We start from the raw sequence: 19,911 nt of genomic DNA on the forward strand, positions 1-19,911 counted from the left end.
AATCTACTATGAAAACATACAAAAACCAAGTCTTTAATACTGGCCGTAGAATGATAAATTTTTTGTAATCGTAAAACAACTATAGGAGTACAAATAGAGCAATAACTTGTTTCCTACATTTAGCTTAATCTTAAATAATTGGAAAGCAGTACTGCTACTCAATGAAGTCAATAATTGAATAATGCATAGATATTATTAAGGATTAAAGATCCGTGTTCATTTCAAGCGAACTGTTCTGTGTTAAGATTACTTGTTCTATTTTGTTAAAATGGTTACTTTTTTTTCGCATCTCCCAATGATATCATCTAATAGCCTAATTCATTCAGAGTAACTTGGTCGTTAGTAAATTAATATAAGTAACCTGTAGTTCCTACAAATTTTAGTAATTTTTATACACTGCTAATAAAAAAAATCAAAAAATTTTATAATCAAAAATGACTAAGTAGATGATTCCCTAATGTGAAAACTATTTAAAACAGTTAATAGGTATATTGTAAGAAAATGGAATCTAACGCTATTAATCCGCATAGGAATGGAATAAGTAACTTGGTCGTTCATCTTTACACTATGAATGCTTCTAACCCAAAGAAGGAATTCTGGACCATAGACGAAATTTTCAATGAGTTATATCCAAATGTTAAAACATCTGAAAAAAGTAAGATTGTATCTACATTGAGGACTAATTTAGAATGGATCAAATCTAAGAAGGCGTTGGAAATCAAGAACAAAAAATCAGTAAAGCCTATAGGATTTAGACTTAGTAGCCTGATCGATGAACTTTATAATACCAAATAATCAACCTAGATTACGTGTGGATTATTTGTAAATCAAGTACATGGGTTTCTGCTCTCCAATTTAGTGGTATTATTAAATCACCTATTTTCAGGTAAGAACACATCTATCATCAGAGATTGTATTCTCTGTCAACAAATATCTGTATTCAAATGTATTCAAACCTATAAGAAATTATGTATGTTATGTTATGGGGATTTAATGTATTAATAAGAAAGAATTTATCAATTGGTGAAACCATTCTTAAATTTACTTTCCCCAAAGATCAAAAATACCTTTTTTAATAACACCTGTTTTCAAATAGATATCAAGTCTAATGGTAAAAACGCATAGTAGAAATTGACCTTAGAATTTTAAATTCGCTAAAAAGAAAGATGTTGATGTAAGTTTGAAATGCCAGGTCGCAAGGAAGATTCTAAACTCGATATTAAACACACAATAACCTGCATAAGTATGGAAATCAAAAAATTTAGAAAATAGATGATATTATAGAAAACAACAAATTTGAAGTCAATCAGTTGGTTTCTTCTTGGTTGGTGTCATCTTCTTGGTTGGTGTCATTTTCCTCACTAGTTTCATCGTTATTGTTTAAGTCTTCACTTTCTGTATCATCATTGCCATTGTTATTATCTAATGGATCCTCATCTTCCTGTTCACTCTGCTCTTCTCTTTCAGCTTCTTCACATTCGGACAATTCTCCACCCGAAGAACCTGGTTCTTCACTGCAATTATCATCGTCAAACCAAGGATTACCATTATCATCTCGTCTCTGTTCACCGCGTTGGTTATCATTGTCATTGTCATTGACATTGTCATTATCGTTGCTTGGTGGCAGATTTTGGCTTATTATACCTTGATTATTGTTTAGCATAGCAGTTGTTAATTCATTACCTCTAAGGAATTGTTCTGCACCGGAATTGACATTACTCAAAGAAAACTTTTGGTTCAAAGGAGGACTCATGGAACTTTGAACAGAATCTACATTAAGTGAATAAAAAGCACCTTGGGATTTGGTTTTATTATCTGTAATTGTAATATCAAAGGGCACCATTTGATTGCTTGGAAGATTACCTATATCAAGTCCAAAACTTTGAGTTCCAACTACACCTAGACTAGAATTATCATAAAACGTTGCAACAAGATTGATGAATTGTTCTGGAGCTTGGCCTTTATTAATTATATTACCCGTTATATGCGGGTTTCCAACGTTGTCAACAAATGAACTGCTACCATTCAAAACAAGGTTTGCAGGCTTTTCAGCTAATGCAGATTCAGATGTGACAGAAAACTCCATAAAGTCAAATGTACCCAAGATTTGTTGAGGATTTTGTATTACTATATCAAATGGAGATAACTCACCAGATCTTAAAGTTTCGATTGATGAGAGTGCAGAGTAATTACCAACAATAGAGTTGGTTGCTAGATTAGATAAAATTGCTGTTATTATGATGTTAGTCTGAGGTTGGGTTGATGTATTGTTTACTTCACCTATAATATGAAAACTTCCAAACTCATCTGTATAGGTTGATGTACTGGTAATTTGAATCGAGTCTAAAGAGAGTTCTTGTGCTGATGCGTAGTTGATATTACTAATTCCACTAAACTCAACAGGAGTGATGGTGAAATAGATCAAAGATAGTATCACCATTAATGAGATGATTGAAGTATTATTTTTTGACTTTACCAATTTAGCCAATTTTGTTATGAGGAACATTTTATAAAATAGTTTTCTAAAAAAAATATAAGTAATTTGATTATTTGATAATACTAAAAGAATTCTTCAGTTTTATTGATTTTATTTTTTTGCTTGTTTGATTAAGAAGATTCCCTACTCATTAATAATAACAACTAAATCAATAAATTCCATATTGAAATAAAAAAATAAATTATCTCGACAAGATGTATAAATTGAGGATATTATAAAAGAATAAGATATGCACTAGATATTAGTATACCATACAAAGATAATCCAAAGCAATCTGATATTTTCTTGAAAACATTCTATACATATCAGAGTCATACTTTATGTTTCAAGAGAATGGACAGAAAGAGGAGTTCAAGTACGAATATTTCGTCAAGATACGAATTCAACATACACAAGGTTCTATGATGTTCAATTCGTCCCAAAGTAACACGATATATTGATAACCTCGACCAACTTACTGAGTGTTCCTCCTATATCAAACATTGTATACTTCAAATATCAAATCGACACTCGTATAATAAACTATTGATTAATCTGCTTAATACCGAGTTGCTCTCTAGGATCTCTCTTAGACATAGAAAGTTATTTCTCAATTATATTTTGTACTATTTTTCTGCGCAATAAAATCGGATTACATAAATATTTGAATATAAAAAAATAAGTAAAAATGAACTGTTGAGGGTAAGATTTTCGTAGAAATTAGATATGATGGTCAATGGTTGTTATAAGAACCTCATATCTAATTTCTATTTTCTAAAGAGGAACATCCATGATAAGAACAAATTTTGCTCTGACATGTTTCAGTGCAATACACAGTATACACATGGTATCCAAATAAAATTATGGCAGCAGATAAATGAATTTGCGACTGCCTTTATGATTTGAATAGAACAATTTATACCTCATTAAATTAGTAAAATTTTATTGTAGCTCAGGTTTGCTACCATTAGCATGATCAATAAACATACGATTTTTCTGTAATATCAAATATCTTTAATAATATCAGCTAGAAACAAACAATCATCAATAGATGTGTTCGAATAATTGTTTTCAACCTGCATACCAAAAATAGCCATTTGCTTCTTTTCTACAAAAAATTAAAACATTTTCAACAGTTACAAATGTCATTATATTATTGATAAGTTAGTTCATTACTTTATCAATGACTGTTTACATTCAAAGAACGATAATTCTTTGATATTCCAAAAATACCAAACTTAGATCATGGTGTGAATTTGGACTAGAATATATATCACATTCATCTGAAATAGCAGCGTAAAAACATAAATTTTCAAAACTATGAATATTTTATTTTATAATTTATAATTATCAATGAAATCTACCTGATTTTATTGATTTGGAATAAATTTTAGAGAGGCAAAACTTACATATCTCCAAGTAACAAAACATAGAATTGGACAAACCTATCGTGCATATTGTTCCACATAGCCATTATGACGCTATTTGGATCTTCAGTAAGGAAGAAAATTTTGATATTAATTGTAACTATATCATTAAAAAGGCAATTGAAATACTTAAAGCAGAAAAGGATTTCAAATTTATTATAGAACAAACCTATCTCTTAGAAAATATAGAAATTAGTTATCCGGAATTGTTTTCAGAGATAAAACGATTTGTTAAAGATGGACGAATAGAAATAGCCGGAGGAGAGTACCTCATGTCAGATGTAATGCTTCCATCGGGAGAAGTATTGATCAGAGAGATACTTGAAGGAAAAAGGTACGTTAAGGAAAAATTTGGAAAAGATGTGGTTGTTGCATGGGGGGCTGATGAATTTGGATACAACGCCCAATGGCCTCAAATCCTCAAAAATAGTGGCTACAAGTATTTTGCTTTCAGAAGGGGCGTGGCTGAACCATTGATCTCAGAATTCTATTGGAAAGGGATAGACGGTACCTCTATTCTTTCTCACTGGATGCCCTTAGGTTATCGAGCAGGATTGGACCTTTCGTTACTGCATGAAACATACGAGCAGCTCAGAAGATTGTCTTCCACTAGGCATGTATTGATGCCTTCTGGAAGCGGATCAACACCTCCGCAACCAGAATTATGTGACACAATCAATAAATACAATGAATCCACCAAAAGCAAAATCGAAAATCCTCTGATGAAGATATCTACACCAGCAGAATTTTTTATGGCCCTTGAACGCGAGATTGAGGAAAAAAACATCAAGATGTCTACAAAGAGTGGAGAAATGTATTCTGGAAAAGCATCATTTGTTTTTCCAGATAGTAGTTCTACTAGATCATGGATAAAACAAGGATTCAAGGAATATGAAACCTATTTGCTTCAACTTGAAAGATGGAACACAATATTAAAATTGGTATCAAAGAATCACGATTTTGATGATGAGTTAAAGAATTATTGGAAGCAGGCACTATTCTTCGCCATGCATGATTCTCTTCCAGGTACTGGCATAGATCAAGTGTATGAAGAAATGAGATCAGCATTTGACAAAATAGAAAATACACTAAAAAAAACTTTGTCCGAATGTCTCAATGAAGTTGTAAATGCCACTTTTGAGTTTGAGGAAAACGACAAAGAGCATTTTATTTTGGTGTTTAATTCCATATCATGGGAGGTAAAGGAATGGGTAGAAGCAACAGTAACATTTGATATTGACGAAGCTTTCGATATAATGGAATTACGATCTCTATCGAGTAATGAGATAATAGATGTTGAAATTTTGGATCTTGAACTGCATGAAAGAGATCGAGGAATAAAAAGAGTTCAGATAGGATTTATTGCAAAACTACCTTCATTTGGTTATTCTGCTTATGAAATAATATACAGAAAAAAGGAAAAGGGAAAAAACAATACGATAGATCAATCTACATTACTGGCATATCCAAGATCGTATGAAACTAGATTTAACCTAGACGATTTCACTTTGGAAATTGATGCTGAAACAGGGATATTTACTCTAATGAAGGCTGACCGTTTATACTTCATAGGTAACGAAATACGAATTGAAGAAGAATTGGGTGATCTATACTACCACAAAGATGTAACTGGAATTATTAAATCAGAAAGTGGTGAGGGAATTCCATTTGGTGTATTTAAGAAAGAAAAATACATAGTCTTAAACGGCAAGATCAGAACTAAAATAGTATTTCAAAACAAATACTACGCCATACGATGGCCATATAGGCTAAATGAAAAATTGCCCACTATTTTATATCAGCATAGTTTCTTAACTCTTAGAAAAGAAATCTCCATTTACAAGGGGTTATCAAGGATAGATTGTATGACATATGTCGAAAATAATCACCCTCACGTACGATTAAGAGTAAAATTTGATGTTCCGTTTAAAGGGTATACCTACTGGACTGGAACTCAGTTTGGGGCCATTCAGAGGCCAACTAATCTATTTTATCTAAATAAAGATCCTGATGTTATGAAAAAGTGGAAGGAACCTCCTAGTGGGACTTTTCCGTCTTTAGAATGGATCGACTTTTCAAACAGAAAGCAAGATATTGGAGTTACGTTAGTTCACTTCGGTATCCCTTCCCATGAAATTAGAGATAATAGTTTATATCTCACATTACTCCGAGGAGTGGAAACACTTTCTGCAGACGGAACCAAGGGACCTTGTATTGCAACACCCGACGCTGCAGAGAAAAGACCATACACTTTCAAATATGCTCTTGTACCTCACACCGGAGATTGGCGCGAAGCATCAAGTTATAAAGAAGGAATTGCATTTAATATGAAACCAATTGCTATACATCGTAAGAGCAGTGGAAAGCAACAGAAAAAAAATAGTTTAAATGGATCAAGCAAAGGCTTTAAGTCAAGTGGCAGTACATCGTTCCTATCGATTTCTCCAAAGAATGTATTACTAAGCACACTCAAACTTCCTCAGCAAGGATATCAAAGTATCGAGCGCAACACTGTTATTTTGAGAATTTACGAAACAGAAGGAAAAACTGCTCAAGCAACCATATCATCTCACTTCCCTATCAAATCTGCTTCGGTTTTGAATTTGCTAGAGGAAGACAAATTGGATCCTAAGGAAGAGATTTCAATCGATGGTCCAAGTAACAATTTACTAAACGTTGTCTTAAATCCTTTCAAGATAATGACGATACGAGTAGTGTTTGATTTTGATAAATAAAATCAAAGAAGGATCATGGATGAAAGCAGTATATGCAAATAGTTTTCCGCTATTATTAATACATGAGGCATCGATTACCAGATAAGAGATGGAGTATAGTATATAATTATGATAGAAATTTGTAATATATCTTCAATTTTTGAACTAAAAAAAATCAACTAGTATTTTTACTGTTGAAATAGGAAGGAAGGAAGGAAGGAAGACTGTATGGAATCGTGACTTTTACTGCTTAGGATCACAGATATATATTTGTCTTATTATCTACCACTATAACAAATATGAGAATAATATTATTGGTCGCGGTTTTTGTTATGATCTGTTCCATGGGTTACACTCAACCAATAGCCGTAGCACAGATGGATTTATTCACCATTACCATTAAGCCAGGTGCCTCTGACGGAAATAGCCAGAATCCAATAGAACCTGCCAATATTACGATACCTATAGGAGCTACCGTAATTTGGGCAAACAATGACTCCGTTTACCATCAAATAGTTTCTGGTACACCTGAGACGGGCCCAAATAACATTTTCTATGGAGACTTTTTTGGTCCAAATGAATCTTATAATATAACCTTTAACAATGCAGGGGTATTCGACTATTACGATCCCATATGGACTAACATTAAAGGTCAGGTAATAGCGAGTTCAGAAATTGATACTGCTGGTTTTAATGTAAATAACAACAATAGCAACCTATTTCAGCCTTTGGATACCTTGAATTCTGTTCAAAATGACACAACCATTTTGACAGATACAAATAACACAATTCAGACTCAGCCTGAATCTGGAATAATTGGAGAGAATCCCGTAATAGAAACGTTAAATCAGCAGCAGCAGCAGCAGCAGCAGCAGCAGCAGCAGCAACTACAACCACAACAACAATCACAATTTGAACAACCAATCCAGGATCAGCAGCAGCAGCAACTACAACCACAACAACAATCACAATTTGAACAACCAATCCAGGATCAGCAGCAGCAGCAGCAGCAGCAGCAACTACAACCACAACAACCTGTTCAACAACCTGTTCAGCAATTTCAGATACCACAGCATGGAGATATAGACAGTTTTAAAGCAACAGGAATAATACATTCCAATATAGTAACACCCACAAGTCCATGGAATGCAACAGGAGAGTGGACTTTAATAGTTGAAGATGGAGAGGTAACTAACTTTATAACAAACATGGCTTGGTTTAATGGGACAAGTGGTCATACACATGATTTCTTGAACTTTGAATCCAGTGGAGACATTGTGTTACCTGCTGACAATATTGTAACTATAGAAGGAGAAATGGATGTGGCATCAAATGGAGTTGTCACTTGGGATGAAGTAGAAGCCTCATTAACAATAGGTGGAGGTGGCAGGACAATTACGATCAATGTTGATCATGAAGAAACCGATCATCATTTTGCCGGACAACCAGTCATTGGATCTGTAAATTCGCTAACTCCTTGTTCAGATAGACCTGGACCAAGCATGGAGATATTGCCAACCTGTAGTTAGGCCAGTAATTTACCATGAACCTTTTATTTTTTGAATAGATCAGATTAATTAAAAATTATTAGATTGAAAAAGAATAAAAAAAATTACTTCTATGACGGGGTTTTAGAAATTGTTGTCTCTAACCATCTTGACAACAATATCCACAGTCACAAATCCTTTCTCCATAATTTTCACATCTATCTGAAAAGTCCATACTAATTATTAGCTTAACCCATATTTAATACTTGGGTATTCCGTCGTTCTGGACTAATTTTTGTCTATAATTCGATTTTATCATCCCGTTTTCGTAATAGAATTCCAATAAAATATCATTTTACGTCATATTTAGTTTTGGCATTTTCAGTTGATGTTTAACTTCTTTTTCAGTCCAAAATCAACATTAATTAGATGAATTTCTTGAAACATATTCACAAAAAACATCAAAGGTCATTTAATTGCAAGCAAAATTAAATTATTTTTTATATTACTTAAATAGTGTAGACAATTGGAAATGGCCAATTATGACTGGACCAATCAATATAACTTTGGTTCAATATGTACTTTTCCTGATTGCAAAACCAGTCTAGTAGCAAATTTCTTAAATGTCTGACTCAATACTGTAATTTGCACTTTCAGATACACGCAGCTTCGTGTAATTATCCTTATATGCCGACAAATTCCGATGAAAGATTGGGCATTTTATGATCCAAGATCAGTCCACACATGAATCAGGAGGTTTTTGTTGTGAGTCTTCTTCCTCACCCTCACAGTAGCCTTTTTTTATTATAGAAATTCAGCAGATTCAAGAAAAAATGATACTAGCATAAACAAAAATAAGGACAGGTTTTCATTTACATCAAAACTATCAATTAATAAAAAAATTGTAGGTTATCTAGTTTTGATTAACTGTATGTCACCATTGTTGGCCTCTATCATAACTTGTCTGAAGTTTGAACTTCCGCTTTCGGGGGTCACAAATATAGATGCAAAAGGCCCCATATTACCTAATGTTTGAATTTGCTCGCCATCAAACTGGACAGTTACATTAGTAATGGAAAAGAAATTATTGTTACTTAGTTTAACGCTTACAGTTTCAACTGGACCTCCTCTTTGAATTATTTCAACGTTCAAACCAGCAGTGGTAAAATATACATACAATACTATCGCCGCGACGACGACAAATCCTATTAGAATTATTCTGCGTATGATTTTAAGCCAATTTCTCTTTTTTCCGCTTTCGCTGCCACCACCACCGCCTCCGTACCCGCCATATCCATACGAGTTATTATTGTCATCCCAACGTCCCATGTTAAAGGGATAGAAATGCACATGCAAATAAGTGTTATACATTCGCTTTGTAGCGGGTATCATAAACTAGCAGTTCATTGCTAAAAGATTCAAAAGAAATCTGAATTATATTACCAATTTCCCAATCAGTATTCCACAATCTTTTGAATCGATTCAACAAATTCCTATTCATTTAAAGAATCTCTTGATCCAAATTCATTCTTAAATCCATATAGGTTTGCTAATCGGCTCATGTCACTATTAGTTATTTTGCAAGTTTGATGTGCAAGTTTCAGGCAGTATGGATATCCCCTTATACTATGAAAATACAATTGATTCAAGAGGTTTTTAATTTCACTCTCCAAGATTTTCGAGTCATTTACCATCTCAATCTTTATCAACGGAACATGGGAAGATAGTCGGGCATATATTTCCACAACTTCCAATCTATTTGAAATATGTGTATTTAAACTAGGGTGACTGAATCCAGGATCAAATCCTATTTTGTTAAAATAATAGATATCAGCAGCTTTGGAACCAAATTCTTTGAATTGATTATTAGAGGTAGAGTTTTTTGAAATAAATGCTATCCTCGTTTCAGTCGCATCCTCAATCAAGCTCTTTATATTCTCTATGTATGAATAATTCTTGTTGTGAACCAAATTTGAAACAACTGACCCGTCTATGCAAATTACATCAGGAGTCTGATTTAATATTCCCCTGGCAACATCAATTTCCATTTGCATAGCCAATATACCAAGTTTGTCACCAACAATATTTCCTATTCCATAATCCCATTTTGCCTTTGATTTTGAAATATCATTATGAGAATTAATGGCAATACAATCAACAACAAAAAAGTCAAGACCTTGGAAAGATTTCTTGTTCCAACTACTATCTACTCCAAATGTAGATGCAGGACTTCCGAATGGTTCATAATCGATCCATTTATTTGAAGCGATACGCAATAGGTCATCAAAACTATCTCCATGAATCGACGAAATCTTAAATTCTTTATTCTTGATAGCATCCAAGTAAAGATCAGGGAGCAATAATGTTTTTGAGTATTTTTTATATATCAATGATGCGTTGGAATTAATAGCCACTACTCATCAATCTTATATTGGACAAATATCTTTGAGTGAATCGGGATTTTCAACAATTAATAAATCGTCATTTGTAATTTCATCACGTACTAATTTCTGGCGCAGCAGTCGTCTCAGGGTTTTCCCTGCTCTGTTTTTTGGCAGGTCGTTTACAAAATGAATCTCCTTTGGGAGTAAGAATTTACCAATTTTTTCTCTTAAAAGTTCTTGGAGATTTTCCTTTATAATAAATATCTGTTTCGGTGTTTTTTTAAAATCTTTTAAAACGCAAAAAACATGTACGGATTCTCCCGTTACTTCGTCAGGGATACTAACAGCAGCAGACTCGATAACTTCAGAATAACTTGTTAATATTTCTTCGATTTCACTAGGATCAATTCTATGTCCAGCAACTTTTATCATGTCATCAGCTCTTCCTAATATATACCACATATTTTGTTTATCGATCATTACTTTATCTCCATGATACCATATATTGGGAAATCTTGACCAATAGGTTTTGATATACCTGTCTGTATCATTAAGCAATCCTCGCGTCATTGCAGGCCAGGGCTGCTTTATTACAAGGTATCCATTATCAACTGATTCCCCTTCCTCATTATATATATCGACATCAAAACCGGGAACAGGTACTCCGACCGATGTTGGAACATTACCTAAGAATGGCAAAGTACCAAGTATTGCTCCCCCTACTTCTGTCCCTCCCGATAAATTAATTATTGGACATTTATTATTTCCAACATATTTGAAAAACCAATCCCACGCTTCTTTATTTAATCGCTCTCCTGTTGTAGCTAACAATCTCAATGAATCAAAAGTATAATTTGACACCTTGATCTCATTTCTCATAAATTGTCTAATTGCAGTAGGTGCCGCACCAAAAATGGTTACTTTGAGATTTTCAATTTGCCTTGCCCAGAAATCCAATGTAGGATAGTCCAAGGTATCTTCAAACACTACAGTACAAGCACCAATCATAGGAGATCCATAAACTACCCAAGTTTGGCCAGTTATCCATCCAATATCAGCATACCAAAACATAGTATCATTTTGTTTGAGATCGATCAAGTAAGATGCTTGATGAGCTGAAAATATAGAAAATCCACCATGAGTTTGAATAGTCCCCTTGGGCTTGCCCGTAGTCCCAGATGTATATAAATAAAATAAGGGATCCTTGGAATCCATGGTTTCTGATTCAAGTTTTGAATTCTTGTTTAATCTATTCAGTGAATCATCGTAAATATTATTGTAAGAGAAAATATTGGTATTGTCAAGAGATTTGGAAGAAATACCTACACTATTCGTATTATCATCATCGTCAACTAATATCACCTTCTTAACATTAGTATTTCTAAAGACATCCCTCCAATGATCCTGTAATTTGATTACTTTTCCTCTTCGTTCCATAAATTTACTTGTAATCAGAAATTTAGAATTGGAATCGATGAGTCTCTGTTCAAGGGCTAATTTTCCGAATCCCGAAAATATGGGTACATGTATGGCACCCAACATAGAAATTGAATAAATAGCAATAAAAGACTCGCTTCGCATAGGTAGATAGATCCCAATTACATCACCCTTCCGAACTCCTATATTCTTGAGGGCCATAGAAAAAACCCGAACTCTAAATTCCAAATCTCTGAAAGTGAGCTTTTCTTTTATGCCATACTGGTTCACAAAGATAAAGGCAATTTTATCTGGATTCTTTTCCACATTCTTTTGAACAATATTATCGATGATATTGCATTTTCCTCCAATAAACCAATCAGTCCAAGGTATTCCACCTTGAGCATCAATTACCTTCGAATACCTTTGTTTCCATTTTATATCCAGGTCATCATTTACCCTGTCCCAATACCACTCAGGATTTTTGGTCGACTCGAGGAGCAAATCATGTAAAGAAACGAGATTGTTTTTTCTCATAAAGGTAATCAAATTACTCGTGTTTGTAAAATCAGATATAGGTAGATCGTCGAGAGAAAAAGATGGAATCCTCAAATTATCCGTCATTTATGGTATAAAACAAATGGTTTTAGGTCAACTATATTAATTTATTTCACAAATCATTGACAGAAAAGTATTAATAAATTATGGATTGATAGGATATTTGAAACTAAACGTATGTTCACCAACTTGAGTATCACTACCACGGTTTAGAGTGTAAAAATATGTTCCATTAACATTAAATTGCAGAGGATCATCAGTTCCTGAACCTGAGGCATTAGAGGCACCATCAATTAATTTTCCCTGAGAATCAAATTTAGAGAGTGCATCGTCAGTAAGTGCCTCTCTGTCTCGAATAACAATACTCTGGTTACCTATAATTGTATATACTGATTCAAGCGAATCGATAAATCCTTCCGTACGAGATCCAATATCCCCAGAAGTCAATCTAAGACCGTCCAGATACACGTTGTAAGAAATTGTTTCAAGAATAATTGTACCTCTATTTGGATTATATGCTTTAAAGGCCACCTCCAACCTCAATTCATCATTTACGGGCAAAACTTTTACTGAATCAATGGTAAGTGATAAATTTTGGTTGTTGGGTTGTGCTGAGACAAACTGGCCGTTTGCTTCAAAACTACTCTGGACTGAATTAGAGCCCAAAGAATTTCCCTGACTTGTATTTAAAGAAGATGACAGTGGATCATTTAAATTAGGATTTTGAGCCAAGAACCCGGAATTGAAGAGGAAATAAAATATTATGCCTATAAGTATAATTCCTATACCGACTGCATAAATAACCCTAGTATTCATAAATATTAGAAATAGACATTCGTGCCTATAAAATGGTTTAGAAAGAATCATTCGAAAGATCATTATTGAAGTAAACACTTAATCGCAATGAAGCAAAGATTTAGAAAATGGAAGAATGGGATGCACAAACTTATCACCTGATATCTCACATTCAGGAGGCATAGGCCAAAGAGCTGATATCAAATAACAAATGGAATGGAGACGAAGTTGTTCTTGACGTAGGATTGGGGACGGGAAGAGTTGCAAATCTCATCGCTCAAGTAGTGAAAAAGGGGAGAATTTATGCTGTTGATATTGATGAAAACATGATAAAACTTGCAAGAGAAAAATACTTGCATGTAAAGAATGTAATCTTTTTGATATCCTATATTTCAAATGCCAATCTTCCCCAGCCTGTTGACATAATTATTTCAAATGCAGCTATCCATTAGATACCCGGTCATAAACAACTATTCAAAAAGTTTCATGATATGCTAATTCCGACGGAAAGATACTAATTCAATGTGGTGGAAAGGAGAACATAGGAAAAATAAGGGATGTTTTAGAAACATTGAGAAAGGAAAGAGAATTTGCAAAGTATTTTAGAAAATGGCAGCAACCATGGTATTTTCCTTCAGTCTCAGCAGCTTTTCCATCCTTAAAGATATAGATATAGAGATATTCATACAGAATTATCTAACAAAACAGCTGTGTTTCATAGATACGAAGACTTTAGGCTTTTTATGAAAACCATTGTTATGAAACCTTACCTATCATATTTACCTCCCTCAAATGACAACAACCATAATAGAGAGTCATCCATTGATATGTTCATAGAACAAATTAAAAATACAGATTTTTTAAATCATAGAAAACAACCAAGTATAGGCTATGGTATGTTGAATATTTGTGCGATAAAGCAACAAATTATTCATTTCTTTTTTTTGATTGTTCTTTATCTATAGTTTAGAACCAAAGATATCTCTTCAATTAGACATGTGTTTGATATATTTTTGTCGAACAATGAGAGCCATTATTGAAATATTTTCTGCATGTCCGGACTCAAATAGTCTCTAACTGGGGAAATTATCTTATTTAGGTATTTGCCCGTAGCTGCTTTTAGATCCATAGGATGTATATTACCCTGCTCAAATGCTGTTTTGATCTCTTCGAAGGAATAGTAAGTTACATTGCCGCCAAATTTTTGAGGGCGCTCAATCGTAAACTCACTAAACTCGTGAAATATAACATAATCTATTATCTCTAGAATAGGATTATTTTGAGAGATTTTTGCTGGACAGTATGCTTTTTTTATCTTTAAAGAAATTTCATCTTCATTATCATGAATCAAAATACTACTTGAGGGGTTGCTCTTGCTCATTTTGCTAAATATTCTAGATTCATCAGAAGTATCACCTAAAGACCCAGAATTCAGAGCATTAGGCTCCGATAAACCAGGCAACAAATGGTGATGAACAGAAACAGGAACTTTCCAACCAAGTTTAGGAAATACCTCTCTTACCAACATGTGAATTTTTCGCTGATCAGTTCCAGCATGAACAATATCAAGATCCATTGCTTTAATGTCAACGGATTGCATTGATGGATACAGGAGTTGAGAGAAATCGAGTGTATCTTTTTCCGTTCTTCCCATAATAGTTAGCGACCTAAGAGTTCGAGATAGCGTGATTTGTTTTGAAAAGAGTACAAAGTTTTTCCAATATTCATCTGTTTCCTCGTAGAGCTTTGTTCCCTGTATTATATTTACACCTGGACAAACAAATTTGAACGCTTTTTCATAATACTTGGATACTTTTGAAATTAAATCCCAATCGTTATTTAGTTTATTATTGATATAAGTATGCCAATCGGCCAAAAAGACATTCGTCCTAACACCTGCTGCAATAAAATCATTTAACTTAAATCCTGTAAGCATTAGGCTACCCAGATGTAATTTACCTGAAATTTCAAGCCCGATATAGTGTTTTGGAGATATGTTAGTACTTAATAACGAAATTAGTTCGTCTCTGGTAACTATCTCCTCAGTGGGTGGTCTCTGTATCAGATCAACCTTTCTTTCTACATCCATTGTAACTAAATTGTAACTTTGAGAATATTATAAATTGTAATCTATAATAGCTAGGTATTACCTATATAATATAAATTAGATCAGACATTATCCTGCTGTCAATTTGCTAACTTTTATTCTCTCTAATCTGCGAGGAAAAGTAAATGAATCGAAATTGGTCAACTTTGCATCTAGACTAATAGTAGAAGAATTTTTCGAAGGTATCCTACTAGTATCTTTAGCAATTACAGTCAAAGGTTCACAATTTGCTTCGATGAATTTTTTTCTCTTCCTATATTTCTTATCCATTCGAAAATAGAGATAATGCTCAAGTATGCCTTCTCTAACTCCAGTAGGAGATATTAGCACATTATTAAAATTGTACTTCTCCATCAATATCTTTATAATAATGCTTCCTGTTGTAATGGTTCTTGATCGTTGTGGATCTACAAACCGCAAGTTGGATATTTCATCTACTGACATCTCACGGAAAATATTATTTGCAATGTCTATCATCCTCTTTTCAAGCGAAACATGATGAGAAGAAAGTCGAGAATCAAGAAAAAAAATCTTTGAAATAAACTTGTAAATTGATCTTGCTGTTCCACCAATAGCAACCATTTTCAAATCTAGAGGTTCATCAAACCTAAACTGATTTCTGTTGGGTAGATACTTTATAATTGATTTTTCAAGCTTATCATAAGTATTTTTTAATTTAACTTGATCACTATAGTAATTTTCATGAAATTTAATGAATTCTTGTGACAGTCGTAGAACGCCTAAATCTAGGCATATTGTTTTTTGAATTTTAAAATCCTGGATATGCATTAGCTCCATGCTACCGCCCCCTAAATCGAAAAACACACCGTTGGGGACATGCATGTAAGACTGCGATCCTATATAAGTAAAGAATCCTTCTTCGGGACCAGACAATATATTAAAACAGATACCAGTCCTGTCGTGTAAATTATTAATTACTTCTTTTTGATTTTCTGCATCTCTAACAGCACTTGTCGCTATTGGAATTACAGAATCAATATCTTGTGTCTTTAAATCTTCTTTAAATGAAAGCAAAGCCTGACTGGTCCGCTCTATGTTCTGATTCGATATAAGATGATTGTTTTTGTTTAAATCCAATCCAATTTGAACATATTCTTGTCTTTGAAACTTCTTCTTATAGTAACCGTTCTTATAAATATCATAAGCAGAAACCTTTACTGAATTGTATCCAAGGTCGATTATTGCAATACTCTCTTTTTTCTTACTAACTACTGTTCCATCATACAAATCAAACGAAATTGAATTTCCATTAAATTTAATGTTTTCTAAACTAATCTGAAAATGTTGAAAAATAAAATTAAGAGATGTTATCTGTATTGAGAAAGTGTAACCTTTTCGCCAGGTTTCATATCTCTCTGAGTTTTTATCTTCTTTACAGCATCCTCAAAATGCTTCATAGTTACATGTGCTTCTGACGCATGCTTTGCAGCATCTTCGGGATTACTATATTTTTGAAGATATTCATGTAAGACTAAAGATATGGCAGTATTTGCAACAGCAGACATATCTGCACCACTGAATCCATCAGTAAGTTCAGCAATTCTTTGTAAGTTGACATCACTTGTCAAAGGTTTCTCCTTTGCATATATTTCCAAGATCTTTAATCTCGTGGCGATATCTGGTTTTGGAACAAATACGATCTTATCAAATCTCCCAGGTCGTAATAAAGCACTGTCAATCATATCCAGTCTGTTAGTAGCAGCAATAATTACGACTCCGTTGAGCTCTTGGATCCCATCCATTTCGGTTAGCAATTGCGAAACCATACGTTCAGTCCCTGCATTTACACCTTCCATTCCACGTATCGGGGCTATAGAGTCGATTTCATCAAAGAAAACAACACATGGTGCTGCCTGTCTTGCACGTCTAAAGATTTCTCTGATACCTCTTTCTGATTCCCCGATCCACTTTGACAATAACTCTGGTCCCTTAACACTGATAAAATTAGCTTCTGATTCGGTTGCTACAGCTTTAGCAAGCATGGTCTTTCCGGTACCAGATGGACCATGCATAAGAATTCCTTTAGGCACGGAGTGCCCTAACTTTGTATACAAGTCAGGATATCTTAACGGCCATTCTACAGCCTCTTGCAGCTCTCTTTTGACTTCATCCAGTCCACCGATATCAGTCCACTGTACATCTGGAGATTCGAGATATACTTCTCTCATAGCTGAGGGCATTACTTCCTTAATTGCATTTTCAAAATCGGCCATTGTAACAACCAATTTATTTAACACGTCAGGATTAATTTTCTCATCTTCAAGATTAAGTTCTGGTAGTAATCTACGTAAACACTTCATTGCAGCTTCTTTACAAAGGTATTCTAAATCGGCACCAACAAAACCATGGCTTACAGATGCAATCTTTTCTTGATTTACATCAGTATCCAAGGGCATATTTCTCGTGTGAATTTGTAAGATTTCTAACCTTCCACGTTTATCTGGAACTTTGATTTCAATTTCTCTATCAAATCTACCAGGTCTTCTTAAAGCTGGGTCAATAGCATTTGGTCTGTTTGTAGCAGCGATAACAATGACTTTACCTCTTGCTTCTAATCCATCCATTAATGATAGTAATTGAGATACAACTCTTCTCTCAACTTCTCCCGTTACTTCTTCACGCTTTGGAGTAATAGAGTCTATTTCATCTATAAACATGATAGACGGGGCCTTTTCTTTGGTTTCTTTGAATATTTCACGTAATCTTGCTTCCGATTCACCGTAGAATTTACTCATTATTTCTGGACCCGAGATACTCACAAAGTGAGCATTACTTTCATTTGCTACAGCCTTTGCCAGCAGTGTTTTACCAGTACCCGGCGGACCATATAGCAATACTCCCTTGGGTGCCTCTATACCCAATTTCTCAAATATTTCAGGATGTCTGAGTGGAAGTTCTATCATTTCTCGAACCTTCTGGGCTTCTTCCTTTAAACCTCCAATATCCTCGTAGGTTACTTGTGGCACTCCACGGAGCGTTTCTCCACGCTCAGCTATATGAAATACAGTTTTTTGTGTGACTAAAACAGCGTCAACACCAGGACCTGGGGTTACTCCTATTACTTGAAAAGTAAGTCTACCACCAAAGTATGGCACCATCACGTTATCACCTTTTATTAACGGTACACTTTCTAGAGCATCAGCGAGATATCGTTCGTCAATTGGTGGAATAGCTTCTAATGGTGCTACAATTACTTTTTCTGCAGGCACTGCTTTAATCTTTCGGACAATCACGGTGTCACCAATGGCTACACCAGCATTATTTCTGACCAGACCATCAACTCGTATGATACCCTTACCCTCATCTGAAGGATAAAGAGGCAAGCATTTTGCAACTGTTTTGCGTTTACCTCTTATTTCCACTACATCACCCGTAGAAGCGCTTAAAGCATCCATAGAATCATAATCGATTCTAGCAACACCACGACCTACATCTCGGGTATAGGCTTCAAGCACTTTTAAAGAAAGAGCATTACTTTGAGACATGATTACTATCTAATATTTACTAACATACTACTTATACACTTTTGTAAATCTTTTGCTAAAATGACGATCCTAGTACATCTAATAACCTGAAAATACGTGATTAAATCTAATAATGATGATGAGGGACCCCATTAATCTTGCCCGTTCTTCATCTACACTATTTTGCTAGTCCGACGATAGGGGCTTGTACAAATTCCTTTGACAACGGAGACTGAGGATCAAAGTTTATGAATAACACCCTATTATCGATCAAAGTCAAGGATACTCCAATTCCGTTGTAATTATTAGTTTCATCGGAAATCGTCGCATTATTCGAGCTTGTTACTTTAATGACATCAATTTTTCCAGAATATGTGATATCATTATTCTGTTGTTGAACGGCGTTACTTACAAAATTTGACAAATCATAGGATGTCGTATTTGCAAACCTATCGCCTGAGAGCGTCTCATTGGTTGATTCGGGTCTATTGACGGCATCATTATGAATTTCAGATGAATTAAGATTAACAGGCTGCTTAATAAAGCTGGCACTAAAGTTCTTGGATCCATTATCTTGAGTAGTCAAAGACCAATTGCCATAAATGCTATTAATAAGAGTTCCTGTTTCTTGATCATACTCTGCACTTACTATGGTTCCATTGAGATCGCTGCTTTCAGGTTCCTCTGATCCTATAGTGCTGGTTGAAGTCTCACCATCACAAGTGCTTCGCGTTGTACTAGTAGTTTTTCCATTCTCGTTGGTCTGAGATTGTATTGATATATTGTTATTGCAATTGTTGTTGTTACTATTTTCGCTATTCTCTATAGTCGATTGTATATTCTCTTGTGTTTGTTCCATAAATTCATCAAAATCTAATTGCGCTTTAACAGGTTCGAGATTAAAGGATACCGATACCAATAATAAAGAGAGAACGACAACAATACTCATTGATTTTCTTGAGAAATAATTATCATTAACACCATTATTTTGAGATAGGTAGATAAAATAGTCTTTTTTACTAGTCATTAATACTCAGTAATTTATATACGTAAAATACGATT

13 protein-coding genes are annotated in these 19,911 nt (G+C 34.2%); 4 read left to right on the plus strand and 9 right to left on the minus strand.

The window, feature by feature from the left end:
• Nucleotides 1-501 precede the first annotated feature (501 nt).
• Nucleotides 502-795, plus strand: coding sequence for a hypothetical protein (locus NFRAN_RS03595; RefSeq protein WP_134483123.1), 294 nt, complete (start codon nucleotides 502-504; stop codon nucleotides 793-795).
• Between the two features lie 511 nt (nucleotides 796-1,306).
• Here NFRAN_RS03595 and NFRAN_RS03600 read toward each other — a convergent pair.
• Nucleotides 1,307-2,440 (minus strand): hypothetical protein, encoded by a 1,134-nt coding sequence (locus NFRAN_RS03600; protein ID WP_172602087.1) that lies wholly within the window; start codon nucleotides 2,438-2,440, stop codon nucleotides 1,307-1,309.
• A 1,471-nt stretch (nucleotides 2,441-3,911) separates the two neighbouring features.
• Here NFRAN_RS03600 and NFRAN_RS03605 point away from each other — a divergent pair.
• On the plus strand, nucleotides 3,912-6,638 hold the full coding sequence (locus tag NFRAN_RS03605; RefSeq protein WP_145988006.1) for a glycosyl hydrolase-related protein: 2,727 nt from the start codon (nucleotides 3,912-3,914) through the stop codon (nucleotides 6,636-6,638).
• A 278-nt stretch (nucleotides 6,639-6,916) separates the two neighbouring features.
• Nucleotides 6,917-8,146 carry a cupredoxin domain-containing protein gene (locus NFRAN_RS03610; protein WP_172602088.1) on the plus strand — a complete coding sequence of 410 codons (1,230 nt, stop codon included), beginning with the start codon at nucleotides 6,917-6,919 and terminating at the stop codon, nucleotides 8,144-8,146.
• A gap of 867 nt (nucleotides 8,147-9,013) precedes the next feature.
• Here the strand turns inward: NFRAN_RS03610 and NFRAN_RS03615 are convergent.
• From NFRAN_RS03615 to NFRAN_RS03630, 4 genes are all read right to left on the minus strand, one after another.
• Nucleotides 9,014-9,496, minus strand: a complete 483-nt coding sequence (locus tag NFRAN_RS03615) for a hypothetical protein (RefSeq protein WP_134483127.1) — start codon at nucleotides 9,494-9,496, stop codon at nucleotides 9,014-9,016.
• A 101-nt stretch (nucleotides 9,497-9,597) separates the two neighbouring features.
• A complete protein-coding gene (locus tag NFRAN_RS03620; protein WP_134483128.1) occupies nucleotides 9,598-10,518 on the minus strand; it encodes a DNA double-strand break repair nuclease NurA in 921 nt (306 codons plus the stop codon).
• A gap of 12 nt (nucleotides 10,519-10,530) precedes the next feature.
• Complete coding sequence (locus tag NFRAN_RS03625; RefSeq protein ID WP_134483129.1) at nucleotides 10,531-12,528, minus strand: AMP-binding protein; 1,998 nt, start codon at nucleotides 12,526-12,528, stop codon at nucleotides 10,531-10,533.
• 78 nt (nucleotides 12,529-12,606) lie between these two features.
• Nucleotides 12,607-13,278, minus strand: coding sequence for a hypothetical protein (locus tag NFRAN_RS03630; RefSeq protein ID WP_134483130.1), 672 nt, complete (start codon nucleotides 13,276-13,278; stop codon nucleotides 12,607-12,609).
• Between the two features lie 176 nt (nucleotides 13,279-13,454).
• Between NFRAN_RS03630 and NFRAN_RS03635 the strand changes: the two genes are divergently transcribed.
• Nucleotides 13,455-13,709: a class I SAM-dependent methyltransferase gene (locus NFRAN_RS03635; RefSeq protein WP_269472332.1), complete on the plus strand. Its 255-nt coding sequence runs from the start codon at nucleotides 13,455-13,457 to the stop codon at nucleotides 13,707-13,709.
• Nucleotides 13,710-14,290: 581 nt separating this feature from the next.
• Here NFRAN_RS03635 and NFRAN_RS03640 read toward each other — a convergent pair.
• The 4 genes from NFRAN_RS03640 to NFRAN_RS03655 all read right to left on the minus strand — a co-directional run bounded on the left by NFRAN_RS03640 (nucleotide 14,291) and on the right by NFRAN_RS03655 (nucleotide 19,876).
• Nucleotides 14,291-15,346, minus strand: a complete 1,056-nt coding sequence (locus tag NFRAN_RS03640) for a tyrosine--tRNA ligase (RefSeq protein ID WP_134483132.1) — start codon at nucleotides 15,344-15,346, stop codon at nucleotides 14,291-14,293.
• 87 nt (nucleotides 15,347-15,433) lie between these two features.
• Nucleotides 15,434-16,612 (minus strand): hypothetical protein, encoded by a 1,179-nt coding sequence (locus tag NFRAN_RS03645; RefSeq protein WP_172602090.1) that lies wholly within the window; start codon nucleotides 16,610-16,612, stop codon nucleotides 15,434-15,436.
• A gap of 80 nt (nucleotides 16,613-16,692) precedes the next feature.
• A complete protein-coding gene (locus NFRAN_RS03650) occupies nucleotides 16,693-18,870 on the minus strand; it encodes a CDC48 family AAA ATPase (protein WP_134483134.1) in 2,178 nt (725 codons plus the stop codon).
• A 157-nt stretch (nucleotides 18,871-19,027) separates the two neighbouring features.
• The gene (locus tag NFRAN_RS03655) at nucleotides 19,028-19,876 is read right to left on the minus strand and encodes a hypothetical protein (protein WP_134483135.1); all 849 of its coding nucleotides are present in this window, start codon (nucleotides 19,874-19,876) and stop codon (nucleotides 19,028-19,030) included.
• Nucleotides 19,877-19,911: the final 35 nt, after the last annotated feature.

Origin of the sequence: Candidatus Nitrosocosmicus franklandus (assembly GCF_900696045.1) — an archaeon.
GTDB lineage: Archaea > Thermoproteota > Nitrososphaeria > Nitrososphaerales > Nitrososphaeraceae > Nitrosocosmicus > Nitrosocosmicus franklandus_A.

Excerpts from the sequence above, each read along its gene's own strand:
- NFRAN_RS03595 (WP_134483123.1), top strand. The coding sequence starts at position 502 with ATGGAATCTAACGCTATTAATCCGCATAGGAATGGAATAAGTAACTTG.
- NFRAN_RS03600 (WP_172602087.1), bottom strand. The coding sequence starts at position 2,440 with ATGGTGATACTATCTTTGATCTATTTCACCATCACTCCTGTTGAGTTT.
- NFRAN_RS03610 (WP_172602088.1), top strand. The coding sequence starts at position 6,917 with ATGAGAATAATATTATTGGTCGCGGTTTTTGTTATGATCTGTTCCATG.
- NFRAN_RS03615 (WP_134483127.1), bottom strand. The coding sequence starts at position 9,496 with ATGATACCCGCTACAAAGCGAATGTATAACACTTATTTGCATGTGCAT.
- NFRAN_RS03625 (WP_134483129.1), bottom strand. The coding sequence starts at position 12,528 with ATGACGGATAATTTGAGGATTCCATCTTTTTCTCTCGACGATCTACCT.
- NFRAN_RS03630 (WP_134483130.1), bottom strand. The coding sequence starts at position 13,278 with ATGAATACTAGGGTTATTTATGCAGTCGGTATAGGAATTATACTTATA.
- NFRAN_RS03640 (WP_134483132.1), bottom strand. The coding sequence starts at position 15,346 with ATGGATGTAGAAAGAAAGGTTGATCTGATACAGAGACCACCCACTGAG.
- NFRAN_RS03650 (WP_134483134.1), bottom strand. The coding sequence starts at position 18,870 with ATGTCTCAAAGTAATGCTCTTTCTTTAAAAGTGCTTGAAGCCTATACC.
- NFRAN_RS03655 (WP_134483135.1), bottom strand. The coding sequence starts at position 19,876 with ATGACTAGTAAAAAAGACTATTTTATCTACCTATCTCAAAATAATGGT.